Here is a 16776-nt window from a genome sequence, read left to right as displayed (position 1 = left end):
GGGTGACACATCACGAGAGCGGAACATCGGGAGGAATAATCCCGACGTTCACAGCGTCCTCGCTGTGTTTTTTCAAAGGAACCTCGACCATCCGAGCAAGTCGAATGGACGGGGTATCAACATATCTGGCGTTGACTTTTGGCACGCTGTTGAGTTCTCAAGGAACGGAGGCTTCCTTTGTACTCACCCTCTCGGGCTTTCCTCCGGGCGCTTCCCTTCGGTGTTCTCAACTCTATCAGTGTTTTCCGACTCCCTGACCACCGTCCCGCAGACATGCAGAAAGTGATCCGAAGATGGGATCTGATGAGTTTGGTTGCCTGCCGGGCTGGGACACTCGATCGTGTCACTCGCCCCCGAGCAGGATGTAGCACTCTACAACGGTCGCGGATTGCATGCAAGTCAACTAGAGTGGGTGGTCTAGACCTCTCGTCTAGACCAATATCCGGCCTGTCCCCCGGAACCGGTACGTCACATGACATACCCTGCTGAACAGCACCGGAGACAGGCAGTGACGGCGCTCGTACAACCCCACGCCTTGGGAGGCTTCCCATGACCACCGTGACGTCCCCACTTGCCGGACGTGCCATCGGACTGGCGTCCGTGCCCGATCCCGTCTTCTCCGGCGCCATGGTAGGCCCGGGTACGGCGATCGACCCGGCGCGGGAACCCTCCGAGGCCGTCTCCCCCGTCGACGGCGTGATCGTCTCCCTGCATCCGCACGCGTTCGTCGTCGTGGACGAGAGCGGCCACGGTGTGCTCACCCACCTCGGTATCGACACGGTGCAGCTCAACGGCGAGGGGTTCGAACTGCTTGTCAGCAAGGGCGACACGGTGACCCGCGGTCAGGGCATCGTGCGCTGGGACCCGGCCGCCGTGGAAGCCGCCGGCAAGTCCCCGGTCTGCCCGGTCGTGGCCCTGGAGGCCACGGCGGACGCTCTCTCCGAACTTCGCGACGACGGCGAGGTGAAGGCCGGCGACAGTCTCTTCCTCTGGAAGTGACACAGCGCCGTCCCTCTTACGGCCCCCACGACAACCACCACGGCGGCTGAGGCCGCCGGTACGAGCGGAGACGGGTGAGATGGAGACAACGCTGCGAGGCGTCGGTGTCAGCCACGGTGTGGCGATCGGCGAGGTCCGGCACATGGGTACGGCGGTGCTCGAGCCGCCCGCCAAGCAGATTCCGCCGGAGGACGCGGAGCGCGAGCAGGGGCGTGCCCGCATGGCCGTGGAGGCGGTCGCGGCCGATCTGATGGCACGCGGGAATCTCGCCGGGGGCGAGGCCCAGGCGGTGCTCGAGGCACAGGCCATGATGGCCCAGGACCCCGAGCTGCTGGCCGACGTGGAGCGGCGCATCGCCGTCGGCAGCACGGCTGAGCGGGCGGTGTACGACGCGTTCGCCTCGTACCGCGAGCTGCTGGCGAACGCCGGTGAGTATCTGGCGGGGCGGGTTGCCGACCTCGACGATGTGCGGAACCGTATCGTCGCTCGGCTGCTCGGAGTGCCGATGCCCGGTGTGCCGGACAGCGACGAGCCGTACGTGCTGGTGGCCCGGGATCTGGCGCCGGCGGACACGGCGCTGCTCGACCCGACGCTGGTGCTCGGCTTTGTGACCGAGGAGGGCGGGCCTACCAGTCACAGCGCGATCCTGGCCCGTGCGCTAGGTGTCCCGGCCGTGGTCGCCCTGCCGGGCGCTGGGGAGCTGGCGGAGGGCACGCTGATAGCGGTTGACGGCAGCACCGGTGAGATCTTCCTGAACCCGAGCGACGAGAAGCGGGCCCAGCTCGAGGCGGCTGCTGCTGAGCGCAAGGCCGCACTGGCCGCGTCGACCGGGCCGGGTGCGACCGCGGACGGTCACAAGGTGCCGCTGCTGGCCAACATCGGTGGTCCGGCGGACGTGGCGGCCGCCGTCGAGGCGGGCGCGGAGGGGGTCGGTCTCTTCCGTACCGAGTTCCTGTTTCTGGACGACAGCAAGAACGCTCCTTCCGAGGAGAAGCAGGTCACGGCCTACCGGCAGGTCCTCGAGGCGTTTCCCGAGGGGCGGGTCGTGGTGCGGGTGCTGGACGCGGGCGCGGACAAGCCGCTGGACTTCCTCACCCCGGCGGACGAGCCGAACCCGGCGCTGGGTGTGCGCGGTCTGCGGACGTTGCTGGACCATCCCGAGGTGCTGCGTACCCAGCTGACGGCGCTGGCCAAGGCCGCTGAGGGGCTGCCCGTGTACCTCGAGGTCATGGCCCCGATGGTGGCGGACCGGGCCGATGCCAAGGCCTTCGCGGACGCGTGCCGGGAGGCCGGTTTGCGGGCGAAGTTCGGCGCGATGGTCGAGATTCCGTCGGCCGCGCTGCGGGCGCGCTCGGTGCTGCAGGAGGTGGAGTTCCTGTCGCTGGGGACGAACGACCTCGCGCAGTACACGTTCGCCGCGGACCGTCAGGTGGGTGCGGTCTCCCGGCTGCAGGACCCGTGGCAGCCCGCGCTGCTCGATCTGGTGGCGCTCTCCGCGGAGGCGGCGAAGGCCGAGGGCAAGAGCTGTGGTGTGTGCGGTGAGGCGGCCTCCGATCCGCTTCTGGCGTGTGTGCTGACCGGGCTGGGTGTCACCTCTCTCTCCATGGGTGCGGCGTCGATTCCGTACGTACGGGCGTCGCTGGCGAAGTACACGCTGGCGCAGTGTGAGCGAGCCGCGGCGGCCGCCCGGGCGACGGACAGTGCCCAGGACGCCCGCGCCGCCGCGCACGCGGTGCTGTCGGGCGAGTAGCACTAACTCGATCGGTTTTCCGGAAATCCGGACAAGGGGGCGCTCCGCTGCAGGTGAGGCGCCCCCTTCGGTGCAGCCGGGGTCAGTGGTGGTGGGCCGGGTTGGGGCCCTCCTCTCCGAGGTCGGGTGGCTCGCAGTAGTCGACGTCGGACTCCGGTCCGATGAGTTCTCCGGATTCGGCGTCGGTGCAGTAGGCGTCGAAGACCTCCCCGGCGGTAAGGGGTGCGAGGCCGAAGGCGCGCAGGCGCCAGCCGTGGACGCGGTCGCGGGAGCCGGGTTTGCTGATCCGCATGACCAGTCCGCCGGGGCTCCCGGTGGCGAGGCCGACGGCCAGGACGGTGGTGAACTCCAGGGCCTCGGTTTCGTCGATGTCCAGGCGGCCGGCGAGGTCGTCCGCGTGGTCGTCCGCGTGCAGGACGGCCACAAGGGTGTCCGGTGGCCCTGAGACGCTGCAGACGAGGTGCCGGTCGCCGGGCGGGGCGGTGTCGAGGATGCGTACGAGCAGGTGTGAGGCGCGGGCGAAGGCGGCGCGGCCGAGGTCCTCGCCGCAGGAGGCGCAGGGGCCGAGTCGGGCGAGGAGTGCGGTCGCGTACTCCCAGGTCGCCTGGCGGACGGCCGCGTCGACGAGCGTGGGCAGGAGGTCGGTCAGCGGCCGGCCGTCGTAGGGGACGGTGGGTCCGGTCGACGACAGTTCGGCCGTGAACCGGGAGCGGCTGGTGTGGCTGTCGGGGTCGAGGCCGGTTTGTGCGCAGAACTCGGCGTAGTCCGCGGGGTCGAAGAGGGCCACGGTGGTGTGGCTGCCCTGCAGTGCCCGGGTCCTGAGGACGGCTTCGACGTGTTTGAGGTAGGTGGTGTGGTCGTCGAAGACGAAACTGTCGTAGCGCCGCATGGCGCGGAAGTCGTGCTCGTCGGTCAGCAGGCCGATGGTGCCGACGATCTCGCGGCGCAGGACGCCTCGCAAGGTTCGGTGGTCGGTGTACGCCATGTCTCCCCCTCTGCACAGTCGATCAATGCTCACTCACAGTAATCGACGGCACTGACAGTGAGGGTGTAGTGAGGGTGGAGGAGACGATGGCGTACCCGGAGGGGGCTCAGGCGCGCTTGCGGGCGAGGTCCTCGTAGAAGGTCAGCAGGTCGAGGTTGTCGATGGAGCCCGGGTTGACCGCCTTCTCCAGCGGGGTGCCCTGGAGCAGGCGCTTCACCGGGACTTCGATGCGCTTGCCGGTGAGGGTGTGCGGGACTCCGGGCACCTCGATGATCTCGTCGGGGACGTGGCGGGGTGAGAGCTGCTCGCGGATGGTCCGTTTGATGCGGTTGAGCAGGTCCTCGTCCAGGGTGGCGCCGGGTGTCAGGTGGACGAACAGGGGCATCCAGTAGCCGCCGTCGGGCTGTTCGATGCCGATGACGAGGGATTCCTTGATCTCGGGGAGGCGTTCCACGGCTTCGTAGATGTCGGCCGAGCCCATGCGGACGCCCTGGCGGTTGAGGGTGGAGTCGGAGCGGCCGTGGATGACGACGGATCCCCTCGAGGTGATGGTGATCCAGTCGCCGTGCCGCCAGACGCCGGGGTAGGTGTCGAAGTAGCTGTCGTGGTACCGGCTGCCGTCGGGGTCGTTCCAGAAGCGGATCGGCATGGACGGCATGGGGTTGGTGACCACCAGTTCGCCGACCTCGTCGGTCAGGGGCTTGCCGCTGGGGTCCCATGACTGCAGGTCGGTGCCGAGGCCGGGTGCCTGGAGCTCTCCGACGTGGACGGGGAGGGTCGGTACGGCTCCGGCGAAACAGGAGCAGACGTCCGTGCCGCCGCTGACGGAGGCGATCCACAGGTCGGCCCCGTTCTCGGCGAACTCGTCGTGCAGCCAGCGGAAGCCGTCGGGGGGCAGAGGGGAGCCGGTGGTGGCGACGCACTTGACGGCGGAGAGGTCGTAGTCGCGTGCGGGGTGCACGCCGGCCTTGCGGCAGGCCATGACGTAGGCGGCGGAGGTGCCGTAGAGGGTGGCTCCGGTGCGTTCGGCGATCCGCCACTGGGCGCCGGTGTCGGGGTAGCCGGGGCTGCCGTCGTACAGGACGATCGTCGTTCCGGTCAGGAGGCCGGAGACGAGGAAGTTCCACATCATCCAGCCGGTCGAGGTGTACCAGAAGAAGCGGTCCTCGGGGCCCAGGTCGCAGTGGAGACCGAGCTGCTTGAGGTGTTCGACGAGGATGCCGCCCTGGGACTGCACGATCGCCTTGGGCAGACCGGTGGTGCCGGAGGAGTAGAGCACCCACAGCGGGTGGTCGAAGGGCACCTGCTCGAAGACCGGCTCGGTGTCCGCCGAGGTGAGGGCGGCCCAGTCGAGGGCGCCGTCCGGGGCCCCGGTACCGAGCAGGGGGATGTGTACGACGGCGCGCAGGGTGGGCAGTTCGCGGCGGAGTTCGGCGACGACATCGCGGCGGTCGTGCTCCTTGCCGCCGTAGCGGTAGCCGTCGACGGTGAACAGGACGACGGGTTCGACCTGCTGGAAGCGGTCGAGGACGCTGCGGGCGCCGAAGTCGGGGGCGCAGGAGGTCCAAACGCCGCCCACGGCCGCCGTGGCGAGGAGGGCGACGACGGCCTGCGGGATGTTCGGCAGGTAGCCGCTGACCCGGTCGCCGGGACGTACCCCGAGGGTGCGCAGTTCGGCGGCGAGGGACCCGACCTGGCGGCGCAGTTCGGCCCAGGTGACGGGACGCGGATCATGGGTTTCGTCGACGTGCAGCAGGGCCGGTTCGTCCGCGCGGGTCCCGGTCGCGCGCAGGGCGTGCTCGGCGTAGTTGAGGGTCGCTCCGGGGAACCACTGGGCGCCGGGCATCGAGCGGTCGCCCAGCACGCGCGCGTAGGGCGTCGTGAAGCGGACGTCGAACCACTCCGTGACCGCTTTCCAGAAGGTCTCCAGCTCTTCCACGGACCAGCGGTGGAGCGCCGCGTAGCCGCCCTCGGCGGGGGCGTTGTGGTGCTCGGCGGCCCATGCCTGGAACGAGGTGATCCGTGCCTGGGCGACAGCTTCCGTATCGGGCTGCCAGAGCGGCTGGGGGTTCGCGGTCGACATGGGGCGGCTCCCGGACTGTGCGCGTCGTGTGCGTCCTGCGCGCACGGGCTGGGGTGTGCGCGTGACGCGGCTGACAGGGACGATGCCATGTGATCGACTTCTGCACCAGGGTGCCCCGCACATAGTCCGTGACGTGAAGATGTGGTCCGATCACGGATGAACGGGAGTTGAACGACACCCTTGCCGGGCTCGATCGGTGACAGGGTGAGCACTATGGACGGTCGTGGCCTGGTGCGTTCGGTGAAATCGGTCGGTTCGGTGGGGGCGGCTCAGGGGTTGCGTACCGTACGAGCGGCGTGGCGGAGGAGGCGGGCGGACGCCGACGGGCTGCCGGCGCACGGGCCGGTGCGGGCGCGGGTGCCCGGAACGGTGCGGGAGGCGGAGCCGGGGCCGGGTGGGGGCGTGCTCCGGTTCACCCGTTCGGAACTGCGGATCTTCGTTGCGGTGAACGGGGCCGTCTTCTGGGGCTGGGACGGAGCGGCTCCGGAGCCGTCCTACGCGCTGGCCGGCCGCTGCCCCGATCCGGATCCGCGGGCGGCGCTGGAGCCGGACAAGGACGGTGGCTGGCGCGTGGTGGCCGAGCGGGTCACGGTCGTCGTCTCGCGGCACGGCGCGGTGGAGGTGCTGACTCCGGGCGGGGTGACGCTGCGGCGCGACCTGCCGCCGCTGTGGTGGGAGCCGGTCAGGGGTGGCACCGCGCGGTGGAAGCAGCGGTCCGAGGTGCCGGCGGACGCCCGCTTCTTCGGTCTCGGGGGCCGTGCGTCGGGGCCTCGGCTGCGGGACGGTGTGTACCGGTTGTGGAACACCGGTCCCCGTCGTGCCGTGGGGCCGGGCGACGGTGCGCTGTCCGTCACGATGCCGGTGCAGATGGTGGTGGCCGACGCGGGCACGCATCTGGTGTTCCACGACAGTGCGTGGGACGGCACGGTGACGCTGCGGGAGGGTACGGAGGGCGTGGGGTCCGGGCACGACCGGGCCGGTACGAGCGAGCTGCGGATGGACGGCGGCCCGCTGCGCTGCTGGGTGATGGTCGGTACTCCCGCGCGCGTGCTGCTCGCCTGGGCGTCGCTCACCGGTGCGCCGGCGCTGCCGCCCGCGTGGGCGCTCGGTCACCAGCACGCGTGGTCGGGCGGCGGCGGTGAGGAGGAGCTGCGGCGGATCGTCGAGGACCACGTGGCGCACGAGGTGCCGCTGGAGGCCGTGCACCTCGGTGTGGGCCACTTCGACTCGCGGCAGGTGTTCACCGTCGACCGGGAGCGGTTCCCGAAGCTGCCGGTCCTCGCGGACGAGCTGCTGCGCAAGGGCGTCAGGCTGGTGTCGGTGGTGGCGCCTGCCGTCGGGGCGGTTTCCGGGAATGCCGTGTACGACGACGGGGTGGAACGGGACGCCTTCGTGCGGGGCGCCGACGGGAAGGCCGTACGGGGAGTGTCGTGGACGGGGGAGGCGGTCTTCCCGGACTTCACGCACGCGCGGGTGCGTGCGTGGTGGGGCGCGTTGTACGCGGAGCGGCTGGCCCAGGGGTTCGCCGGTTTCTGGCACACGCTGGACGAGCCGACGTCGTTCACGGCGTTCGGCGAGTCGACGCTGCCGCGGTCGGCCCGGCACGCTCTGGACGGCAGGGACGGCGATCACCGCGAGGCGCACAACCTCTACGGGCTGTGCATGGCCCGGGCGGCGTACGAAGGGCTCCTCAAGCAGGCACCGCGGGATCGTCCGTTCGTCCTGTCGCGCTCCGGGTGGGCCGGTGTGCAGCGCTACGGCGGGGTGTGGTGGGGCGTGGCGGGGTCGGGCTGGTCCGGGTTGCGGGCGTCGCTGGCTCTGGCGCTGGGACTGGGGCTGTGCGGGGTGCCCTGTGCGGGTCCGGACCTCGGCGGCTCGGACCGGGAGCGGTCGCCGGAGCTGTATCTGCGCCGGCTCCAGCTGGGTGCCTATCTGCCCGTGTTCCGTACGCGCACCGGTCCGCGTGCCGGGAGCGGGGAGCCCTGGGGGTTCGGTGCCGAGGTCCTTGAGCACGCACGTGGGACGCTCCTCGAGCGCCGGCGGCTGCTGCCGTACTTCATGACGCTGGCGCACCTCGCGCGGCGTACCGGTGCACCCTATGTGCGTCCGCTGTGGTGGGCGGCGCCGGAGGAGCGCTCGTTGCGCGACTGTGAGGACGCCTTCCTGCTCGGTGACTGTCTGCTGGTGGCTCCGGTCCTCGACCCGGGTGCGGACCGGCGGGCCGTCGTGCTGCCGCTTGGGCGGTGGTACGACACGGCGACGGAACGGGCGTACGAGGGCCCCGCCCAGGTGCTGGTCGACGCACCCCTGGGACGGATTCCGGTGTTCGCGCGCGGGGGCTCGGTCCTGCCGGTCCTGGGTGAGGACGGCGGTACGGAGCTCGAGGTGTGGGCGCCGGCCCGGGGGCGGAGCGGGGGCGGGCCGGCCGTGACGGAGGCCGGCGAGGGGTGGGAGGAGCCGGAGATCGAGCGGTACACGGTCCGCTGGTCGGGCCCGCGGATCGTCGTCGAGCGGGAGGGCGAGGACGGGGCGGAGGTGCCGGCCCGCCCGGTACGCGTCCGCGGGCTGGGGCCGGCCGGGGATCAGATGTAGCGCCCCTCGAACCAGGCCCGCACGGCCAGGGTGTGGAGGGGGAAGGCGAGTTCCTCGGGGCGGCGGAGCAGGCCCCGGGCCTCGGTCTCGTCGGTGGGGGCGAAGGGCGGCAGGTCGTCCGCGGGACGTTCGGGCAGGATCCCGAAGAGCAGCAGATGTCCGTCGGGCGAGCTCATGGCGTCGGCGAGGCGTACGTCGCGGCTCGCCGCCTCGATGCCGGTCTCTTCCCTGAGTTCACGGACGACGGCCTGGCGCCAGTCCTCCCGGTCGTCGATGTAGCCGCCGGGCAGGGCGGTGCGGCCGCGTGCGGGAGCGATGGCCCGGGTGACGACGACCAGGGCGGTGCCCTGGGTGTCGTACACGGGCTGGAGGGCCACCGCGACCGGGAGCGGGTTGCGGTAGGCGACGGTGCCGCAGGCCGGGCAGGTGCGGGGCCAGCCGGAGACGCCCTCTCCGAAGGGCGTGCCGCAGCTCGAACAGTGGGAGTCCGGCGCGGAGTTGGGAACCATGGGAGTTTCGGACACGCGCGGGACTGTATCCGATCACGGTGAGGGAGTCTCCGGGGGGTCGGTCAGCGGTGGCCGTGGAGTGACCTGCGGGACACCGGGAAGTCGAAGTAGGTGTCCGGGTGGGTCTCCGGCTTGAAGGTGTAATGCCACCATTCCTCGGCCAGGTTCACGAATCCGAGCTCCTCCAGGGTGTTCTTGAGCAGCAACCGGTTGGCGCGCTGTTCGCCCTGGATGCGCGGGTCGAGGGTGTGGCTGAGGGTGTCGAAGCAGTCGTAACCGGTGCCCATGTCCAGGGAATTGTCGGGGAACCGCTGGTCCTGGGGTGCGAAGCAGGGGCTGAGGGGTTGCCCGAGGTGGTAGGGCCGGGTGGGCCGCGCGGGGAGCTTCACGATGGTGAGGTCCACCGTCGAGCCGCGGCTGTGGCCGGACTTCTCCGCGATGTAACCGTCGGCGAACAGCCTGGTCTTGTCGACGTTCGGGTAGAACTCGGTCTTCATCCGCTGGTCGTCGAGGTCCTTGGCCCAGCGGACGAAGTGGTCCACCGCGCGTTGCGGCCGGTAACAGTCGTACACCTTGAGGGAGTAGCCCCGGCGCAGGAGCTTCGTCTGGGCCGTGTGGAGGGCCTTAGCGGCGGGCCTGGTGAGGATGCACAGGGGCTGGCGGTAGCCGTCGATGGGCTCGCCGACGAAGTTGTGCGGTGTGACGTAGCGGATCTCCTGAATGATCGTCGGGTCCACGCTGTTCAGCGCCACGAAGTCCCGAGGTGCCTTGGGTTCGGGCTCCGCCCGGGCGGGAGCGGCAGCGGCGGTCGCGGTGAGCAGGGCAGCGATGGTGGTGGCCAGACCGCGTACCGCGGTGGAGAGTCGTGTCATGTTCCCTGCATCTATCAGGAGTCGGGCTGGTGCGGGAAGCAGGTGGCCGAAAACCGTTGCGGTCGGCGACCTTGACGCCCCTTGAGCGCCGGTGAACACTTCCGGTGTCAGTCGACATCGCCGTACATCTCGGTGCTTTCCGGCATGCCCGTCCAGGGGTCCTCCTGCGACAAGGCCCACTCCCCACGGGCGATTCGACTGCGACGGCACGCTCGTCACGGACGCCGGGCGGGGCGCGGGTTCTCCCTGCCTTCGGCTGACGTAGCAAGGGAAACGCACCCTGCACGTGAGGTCCGGGGCGGATCGTCCTGGGCCAGGGCCTAGGAGCCGCCATGAGCAACGGAGACATATTCGTCGGGGAAGTCATCGGCACCGCGATCCTCATCCTGTTCGGCGCAGGGGTGGTCGCGGCCGTCGTACTGAACTACTCGAAGGCCAAGGACGCCGGCTGGGTCGTCATCGCGCTGGGCTGGGGTTTCGGCGTGATGGCCGGGGCGTACACCGCCGCCCCGCTGTCCGGTGGGCATCTCAACCCGGCGGTCACCCTCGGGATCGCCATCGACACAGGGGAATGGGACAAGGTCCACATCTACGTCGCCGGGCAGATGGTCGGTGCCATGCTCGGCGCCGTCCTGTGCTGGCTGGTCTACTACGCGCAGTTCCAGGCCAACTCGGAGGAGGACATCGCCCAGCCGACGCTCGGGATCTTCTCCACGTCGCCGACGATCCGCAATCCTGTCGCGAACCTCATGACGGAGATCATCGCGACCATGGGGCTGGTGCTGCCGATCCTCGCGTTCGGTCTGACGAAGGGGCTCGGCGAGTCGGGCACCGCGATCCTCATCGTCTCGTTCCTGGTGGTCGGCATCGGTCTCTCGCTCGGCGGTCCGACCGGATATGCCATCAACCCGGCCCGTGACCTCGGACCGCGCATCGTCCACGCGCTGCTCCCGATCCCCAACAAGGGCACCTCCGACTGGGGGTACGCGTGGGTTCCCGTGGTGGGACCGCTCATCGGTGCGGCGCTGTCCGGGCTGGTCTTCAACGCAGCCTTCTGAACGCAGCCTTCTGCACGAACCTCCGCACGAACCGACGAAGGGGACGTCATGACGGACAAGTTCGTCGCCGCGATCGATCAAGGCACCACCTCCAGTCGCTGCATCGTCTTCGACCAGCACGGCGGGATCGTCGCCGTCGACCAGCGCGAGCACCGCCAGATCTTCCCGAAGCCGGGCTGGGTGGAGCACGACGCCACCGAGATCTGGTCCAAGGTGCAGGCCGTGGTCGCCGGGGCGATAGCCAAGGCAGGCCTGCGTGCGGACCAGTTGAGCGCGCTCGGCATCACCAACCAGCGGGAGACGACGGTCCTGTGGGACCGGGCCACGGGCAAGCCCGTGCACAACGCGGTCGTCTGGCAGGACACCCGGACCGCCGCGCTCTGCAACCAGTTGGGCGGATCGGACGGGCAGGACCGTTTCCGCGGGCAGACCGGGCTGCCGCTGGCGAGTTACTTCTCCGGGCCGAAGGCGGCCTGGCTGCTGGACAACGTGCCCGGCCTCAGGGCGCGTGCGGAGAACGGCGAGATCGCGTTCGGCACCATCGACTCCTGGCTGATCTGGAACCTCACGGGCGGCACGGACGGCGGCCGGCACGTCACCGATGTGACCAACGCCGGCCGGACCATGCTGATGAACCTGGAGACGCTCCAGTGGGACGCGTCCATCCTGTCCGCGATGAACGTACCCGAGGCGATGCTCCCGGAGATCAGGTCCTCCTCCGAGGTCTACGGCACCGCCGTCGGCCAGCTCTCCGGCGTTCCCGTCGCCTCGGCGCTCGGCGACCAGCAGGCGGCCGTCTTCGGACAGGCCTGCTACGACGTGGGCACGGCGAAGAACACGTACGGCACGGGCAGCTTCCTGCTCCTCAACACCGGGAACCGGCCGGTGCCGTCGAAGAGCGGGCTCCTCACGACGATGGGCTACAAGATCGGTGACGAGGCGCCCGTCTACTGCCTGGAGGGGTCGATCGCCATCACGGGCGCGCTGGTGCAGTGGTTCCGTGACCAGCTCGGCATCATCCGTACCGCCGACGAGATCGAACCGCTCGCCAGGAGCGTGGAGGACAACGGCGGGGCCTACATCGTGCCCGCGTTCTCCGGCCTCTTCGCCCCGTACTGGCGTTCCGACGCGCGCGGTGTGGTCACGGGCCTCACCCGGTACGTGACGAAGGCGCACCTCGCGCGTGCCGTGCTGGAGGCGACGAGCTGGCAGACGCGCGAGGTCGTGGACGCCATGTACCAGGATTCGGGGGTGCCGATCACCACCTTGAAGGTCGACGGCGGTATGACGAAGAACAACCTGCTCATGCAGCACCAGGCGGACGTGCTCGGGGTGCCCGTGATCCGGCCCCGCGTGTCGGAGACGACCTGTCTCGGCGCCGCCTACGCGGCGGGGCTCGCCACGGGCGTGTGGAACGGCCTGGACGAGCTGAAGTCGCACTGGCAGAAGGACGCCGAGTGGACGCCCGCCATGGAGGCGTCGGTGCGCGACCGCGAGTACCACAACTGGCGCAAGGCGGTGGAGAAGAGCTTCGGCTGGATGGAGGAGGGCGACGACTGACCACGTGCGGTCGTCCCCTCCTTCGCGCGGCGGCCCGTGCTCCGGTCGGCGGGAGCACGGGCCGCACCTCCGCGGCCGCGTCAGGTGGTGACGGCCGCCCGTCTCTGCGAGGCCTGCGCCATGGCGTGCTGGACGACGCCGACCAGCACCTCCTTGACCGACTCGCGCTGCCGCGCGTCGCACATCACGAGCGGTACGTGATCGTCGAGGTCGAGGGCCCGGCGGACGTCCTCGGCCGGGTAACGGGGCGCGCCCTCGAAGCAGTTGACGCCGACGAGGAACGGTATGGAGCGTCGCTCGAAGTAGTCGACGGCCGCGAAGCAGTCCTCCAGCCGCCGGGTGTCGGCGAGGACCACGGCTCCGAGGGCGCCCTCGGACAGCTCGTCCCACATGAACCAGAACCGCTCCTGTCCGGGTGTCCCGAAGAGGTACAGCACCAGGTCCTCGCGGAGCGTGATGCGGCCGAAGTCCATGGCCACGGTGGTGGTGTTCTTGGCTTCCACACCGCTGGTGTCGTCGACGGGGCGGCCGGCCTCGGTGAGGAGCTCCTCGGTGCGCAGCGGCCTGATCTCGCTGACCGCGCCGACGAGCGTGGTCTTGCCCACGCCGAAGCCGCCGGCCACCAGGATCTTGAGCGTGACGGGCTCGACCGGGGGCTTGCCGCGCTCAGAACGCCCGAAGATCATCGATCTCTTCTCCTGCTTGATGGGTTTCGGGCGGCGGGCCGTATCCCCCGCCGCCGGGGGTTTCGATGACGAGTACGTCGTCGGGGCCGACGTCCGCCGAGTCGCTGCCGGCGAGCGGGGTGACCGTGCCGTCCGCGCGCTCGACCCGGTTGGCGCCCAGTGCTCCGGGTGCGCCTCCCGCCATGCCGTACGGGGGCACCCTGCGGTGCTGGGACAGCGTGGAGACGGTCATCGGCTCCAGGAAACGGATCCTGCGCACGGCCCCGTCCCCGCCGCGCCACCGGCCGGCGCCGCCGCTGCCGCGGCGCACCGCGAACTCCTCGAGCCTGACGGGCAGTCGCCACTCCAGGATCTCGGGGTCGGTGAGCCGGGAGTTGGTCATGTGGGTCTGTACGACGGACGCGCCCGGGAAGCCGTCCCCGGCGCCGGAACCGGATGCGACGGTCTCGTAGTACTGGTGGCGCGCGTTGCCGAAGGTGACGTTGTTCATGGTGCCGGAGCCCTCCGCCTGGACGCCCAGGGCGGCGTAGAGCGCGCCCGTGATGGCCTGGGAGGTCTCCACGTTGCCCGCGACGACGGCGGCCGGCGGCTCGGGCGCGAGCATGGAACCGCGCGGGACGACGATGTGCAGCGGGCGCAGGCAGCCGTCGTTCAGCGGGATGTCGTCGGCGACCAGGGTGCGGAAGACGTACAGGACGGCCGCGTTGACGACCGAGAAGGGGGCGTTGAAGTTGGTGGCCAGCTGCGCCGACGTCCCGGTGAAGTCGATGGTCGCGGACCGGTTCCCACGGTCCACCCGGACGCTTACCCGGATGACGGCGCCCGAGTCGGTCTCGTAGGCGTAGTCGCCGTCGTCGAGGGCGTCGATGACGCGGCGAACCGCTTCCTCGGCGTTGTCCTGGACGTGCTTCATATAGGCCTGGACGACGTCGAGTCCGAAGTTCTCGATCATGCGGCCGACCTCCTCGACGCCCTTGTGGTTGGCGGCGATCTGGGCGCGCAGGTCGGCGAGGTTGGTGGTCGGGTTGCGGGAGGGGTGGGGAGCCTCGGTGAGGAGGCGGAGGGTCTCCTCCTCCCGGAAGCGGCCGTTCTCGGTCAGCAGCCAGTTGTCGAAGAGGACGCCTTCCTCGTCGATGGTGCGGCTGTCGGCAGGCATGGAGCCCGGGGCGATGCCGCCGATCTCCGCGTGGTGGCCGCGTGAGGCGACGTAGAAGAGGATCTTCCGGTCACTCTGTGTGTCGTCCGAGGGCCGGGTGCCGAAGACCGGGGTGATCACGGTGACGTCGGGCAGATGGGTGCCGCCGTGGTATGGGTCGTTGACGGCATAGGTGTCCCCGGGGCGCATGCCGGAGGCGCGTCGTCTGATGACCTCCTTGACGCTGGTGCCCATCGAGCCCAGGTGGACGGGGATGTGCGGTGCGTTGGCCACCAGGTTTCCGTCGGGGTCGAAGAGGGCGCAGGAGAAGTCCAGACGCTCCTTGATGTTGACGGACTGAGCGGTGGACTCGAGTCGGGCACCCATCTGTTCGGCGATGGACATGAAGAGGTTGTTGAAGATCTCGAGCAGAACGGGATCGGCTGCCGTGTCGATGTCGGAACTCTGCGTGACCGCGGCGCGTTCCATGACCAGATGCCCGTGGTCGGTCGCGGCCGCCCGCCAGCCGTCGTCGACGACGGTCGTCGCACCGGATTCGGTGATGATCGCCGGACCGGTGACGGTCTCGCCGGGGGGAAGGTCCTCGCGGCGGTGGAGGGGTACGTCGCGCCAGGTGCCGCCGGTGTGGAGGCGGACGGTCCGCGGGGCCGCGGTGTGGCGTTCCGGGGTGCCGTGTTCCGGGGTGCCTTCGTAGGGAGCGAGGGCGGAGAGATCGGGGGGTTGCGTGATGCCGGTGGCTTCGACGGAGAGGGCTTCGACGACGATCGGGCGGTCGAGCGTGAAGGAGTACGTGGCGCGATGACGTTCCTCGAAGGTGCGCCGCATGACGTCCGGCTCGGTCAGCTCGACGGTGAGGGTGGTGTCGGTGCCGTCGTAGCGGAGCTGGGCGCGGCGGGTGACCTCGATCCGCTCCGCGGGGACGTCCTCGGCGAGGAGTTCGGCGCGGGCCGCGTTCTCCAGGTCGTCGGCGGTCTTGTGGACGCCGGGCATCGCGGCGGGCTCCAGGGGCGCCTCCACGGACTGCTCCCGCATGGCGGTGGTGTCGGCGAGGCCGATGCCGAGTGCCGACAGGACTCCCGCCATGGGCGGGACGAGGACGGTGCGGATGCCGAGGGAGTCGGCGACCATGCACGCGTGCTGTCCGCCCGCCCCGCCGAAGGTGGTGAGGGCGTACCGGGTGATGTCGTGGCCTTTCTGGACGGAGATCCGCTTCACCGCGCCGGCGATGTTGGCGACGGCGATCTGCAGATAGCCCTCCGCGACCTGTTCGGGGGTGCGGTCGTCGCCGGTCCGTTCGCGGATCTCGCGGGCGAGGGCGGTGAAGCGGTCGCGGACGAGCGCGTCCTCGAGCGGCTGGTCGCCGTCCGGGCCGAAGACCGCGGGGAAGTGGGCCGGCTGGATACGGCCGAGCATGACGTTGGCATCGGTGACGGCCAGCGGGCCGCCGCGCCGGTAGCAGACGGGGCCCGGGTCGGCGCCGGCGGAGTCCGGGCCCACGCGGTAGCGGGAGCCGTCGAAGTGGAGGACGGAGCCGCCGCCGGCGGCGACGGTGTGGATGTCCAGCATGGGCGCGCGGAGCCGGACTCCGGCGATCTGTGTGGTGAAGACGCGTTCGTACTCGCCCGCGAAGTGCGAGACGTCGGTGGAGGTACCGCCCATGTCGAAGCCGATGACGCGGTCGTAGCCGGCGAGCTGGGACATGCGCGCCATGCCGACGATGCCGCCGGCCGGCCCGGAGAGGATGGCGTCCTTGCCGCGGAACTGGCCGGCCTCGGCGAGGCCACCGTTGGACTGCATGAACATCAGCCGTACGCCCTGGAGTTCGTCGGCGACGTGGCGGACGTAGCGGCGCAGCACGGGCGAGAGGTAGGCGTCGACGACGGCGGTGTCCCCGCGCGGGACGAGCTTCATCAGGGGGCTGACCTCGCTGGACAGCGAGATCTGCGGGAAGCCGATGCGGGCGGCGAGTTCCCCGATGCGCTGTTCGTGGGCGGGGTGGAGGTGGCTGTGCATGCAGACCACGGCGACGGCCCGGATCCCGTCGTCGTAGGCCCGGCGCAGCGGTCCGGTGAGGGCGTCCAGGTCCGGTTCGCGCAGGACGGTGCCGTCGGCGGCGATGCGTTCGTCCACCTCGACGACCTGTTCGTACAGCAGTTCGGGCAGGTCGATGCGGCGGGCGAAGATGCGGGGGCGGTTCTGGTAGGCGATGCGCAGGGCATCGCGGTAGCCGCGGGTGACGACGAGCAGTGTTCGTTCGCCCTTGCGTTCGAGAAGGGCGTTGGTGGCGACCGTGGTTCCCATGCGTACGGCGTCGACGGGGTCGCCGGACCCGGCCAGCAGCGCGCGGACGCCCACGACGGCCGCGTCGGTGCCAGCCGTCGCTCTGCGGGTGCCGGGCGGGGACGGGTCCGGGGCCGGGCGGTCGGACAGCACCTTGTGGGTGAGCAGCCGGCCGTCGGGGCGCCGCGCGACGATGTCGGTGAAGGTGCCGCCTCGGTCGACCCAGAACTGCCAGCCTGTCACGTC

At 70.4% G+C, this 16776-nt stretch carries 11 protein-coding genes; 5 read left to right on the top strand and 6 right to left on the bottom strand.

What is annotated here, in order from left to right; translation table 11 throughout:
• Window positions 1-549: 549 nt before the first annotated feature.
• Together AB0L56_RS29195 and ptsP are read left to right on the top strand one after the other, a co-directional pair.
• Window positions 550-999, top strand: coding sequence for a PTS glucose transporter subunit IIA (locus AB0L56_RS29195; RefSeq protein ID WP_361033517.1), 450 nt, complete (start codon window positions 550-552; stop codon window positions 997-999).
• A gap of 79 nt (window positions 1000-1078) precedes the next feature.
• On the top strand, window positions 1079-2749 hold the full coding sequence (ptsP, locus tag AB0L56_RS29190; RefSeq protein WP_365428491.1) for a phosphoenolpyruvate--protein phosphotransferase: 1671 nt from the start codon (window positions 1079-1081) through the stop codon (window positions 2747-2749).
• Between the two features lie 82 nt (window positions 2750-2831).
• Here the strand turns inward: ptsP and AB0L56_RS29185 are convergent, their stop codons facing one another.
• The gene (locus AB0L56_RS29185; protein WP_361033512.1) at window positions 2832-3734 is read right to left on the bottom strand and encodes a hypothetical protein; all 903 of its coding nucleotides are present in this window, start codon (window positions 3732-3734) and stop codon (window positions 2832-2834) included.
• Between the two features lie 106 nt (window positions 3735-3840).
• Window positions 3841-5817: an acetoacetate--CoA ligase gene (locus tag AB0L56_RS29180; RefSeq protein ID WP_365428488.1), complete on the bottom strand. Its 1977-nt coding sequence runs from the start codon at window positions 5815-5817 to the stop codon at window positions 3841-3843.
• A 213-nt stretch (window positions 5818-6030) separates the two neighbouring features.
• Between AB0L56_RS29180 and AB0L56_RS29175 the strand changes: the two genes are divergently transcribed.
• Window positions 6031-8409 (top strand): glycoside hydrolase family 31 protein, encoded by a 2379-nt coding sequence (locus AB0L56_RS29175; RefSeq protein ID WP_365428485.1) that lies wholly within the window; start codon window positions 6031-6033, stop codon window positions 8407-8409.
• Here AB0L56_RS29175 and AB0L56_RS29170 read toward each other — a convergent pair.
• On the bottom strand, window positions 8400-8933 hold the full coding sequence (locus tag AB0L56_RS29170) for an NUDIX domain-containing protein (RefSeq protein WP_365428483.1): 534 nt from the start codon (window positions 8931-8933) through the stop codon (window positions 8400-8402). The two genes, AB0L56_RS29175 and AB0L56_RS29170, sit on opposite strands and share 10 nt — an antisense overlap.
• Before the next feature lie 47 nt (window positions 8934-8980).
• On the bottom strand, window positions 8981-9790 hold the full coding sequence (locus AB0L56_RS29165; protein WP_365428480.1) for a M15 family metallopeptidase: 810 nt from the start codon (window positions 9788-9790) through the stop codon (window positions 8981-8983).
• A 332-nt stretch (window positions 9791-10122) separates the two neighbouring features.
• Between AB0L56_RS29165 and AB0L56_RS29160 the strand changes: the two genes are divergently transcribed.
• Together AB0L56_RS29160 and glpK are read left to right on the top strand one after the other, a co-directional pair.
• Window positions 10123-10848 (top strand): MIP/aquaporin family protein, encoded by a 726-nt coding sequence (locus AB0L56_RS29160; protein WP_361033497.1) that lies wholly within the window; start codon window positions 10123-10125, stop codon window positions 10846-10848.
• 48 nt (window positions 10849-10896) lie between these two features.
• Window positions 10897-12408: a glycerol kinase GlpK gene (gene glpK, locus AB0L56_RS29155; protein ID WP_365428477.1), complete on the top strand. Its 1512-nt coding sequence runs from the start codon at window positions 10897-10899 to the stop codon at window positions 12406-12408.
• An 80-nt stretch (window positions 12409-12488) separates the two neighbouring features.
• Here the strand turns inward: glpK and AB0L56_RS29150 are convergent, their stop codons facing one another.
• Window positions 12489-13094: an ATP/GTP-binding protein gene (locus AB0L56_RS29150; protein ID WP_361033491.1), complete on the bottom strand. Its 606-nt coding sequence runs from the start codon at window positions 13092-13094 to the stop codon at window positions 12489-12491.
• Complete coding sequence (locus tag AB0L56_RS29145; RefSeq protein ID WP_365428473.1) at window positions 13075-16773, bottom strand: hydantoinase B/oxoprolinase family protein; 3699 nt, start codon at window positions 16771-16773, stop codon at window positions 13075-13077. The genes AB0L56_RS29150 and AB0L56_RS29145 overlap by 20 nt, the downstream gene beginning before the upstream one ends.
• Between the last annotated feature and the right edge of the window lie 3 nt (window positions 16774-16776).

Source organism: Streptomyces sp. NPDC052079 (genome assembly GCF_040680275.1).
In the GTDB taxonomy this organism is placed as follows: Bacteria; Actinomycetota; Actinomycetes; order Streptomycetales; family Streptomycetaceae; genus Streptomyces.
The sequence above is the reverse complement of the archived record's forward strand: the minus strand, read 5'-3'. Positions and strand labels throughout refer to the sequence as shown.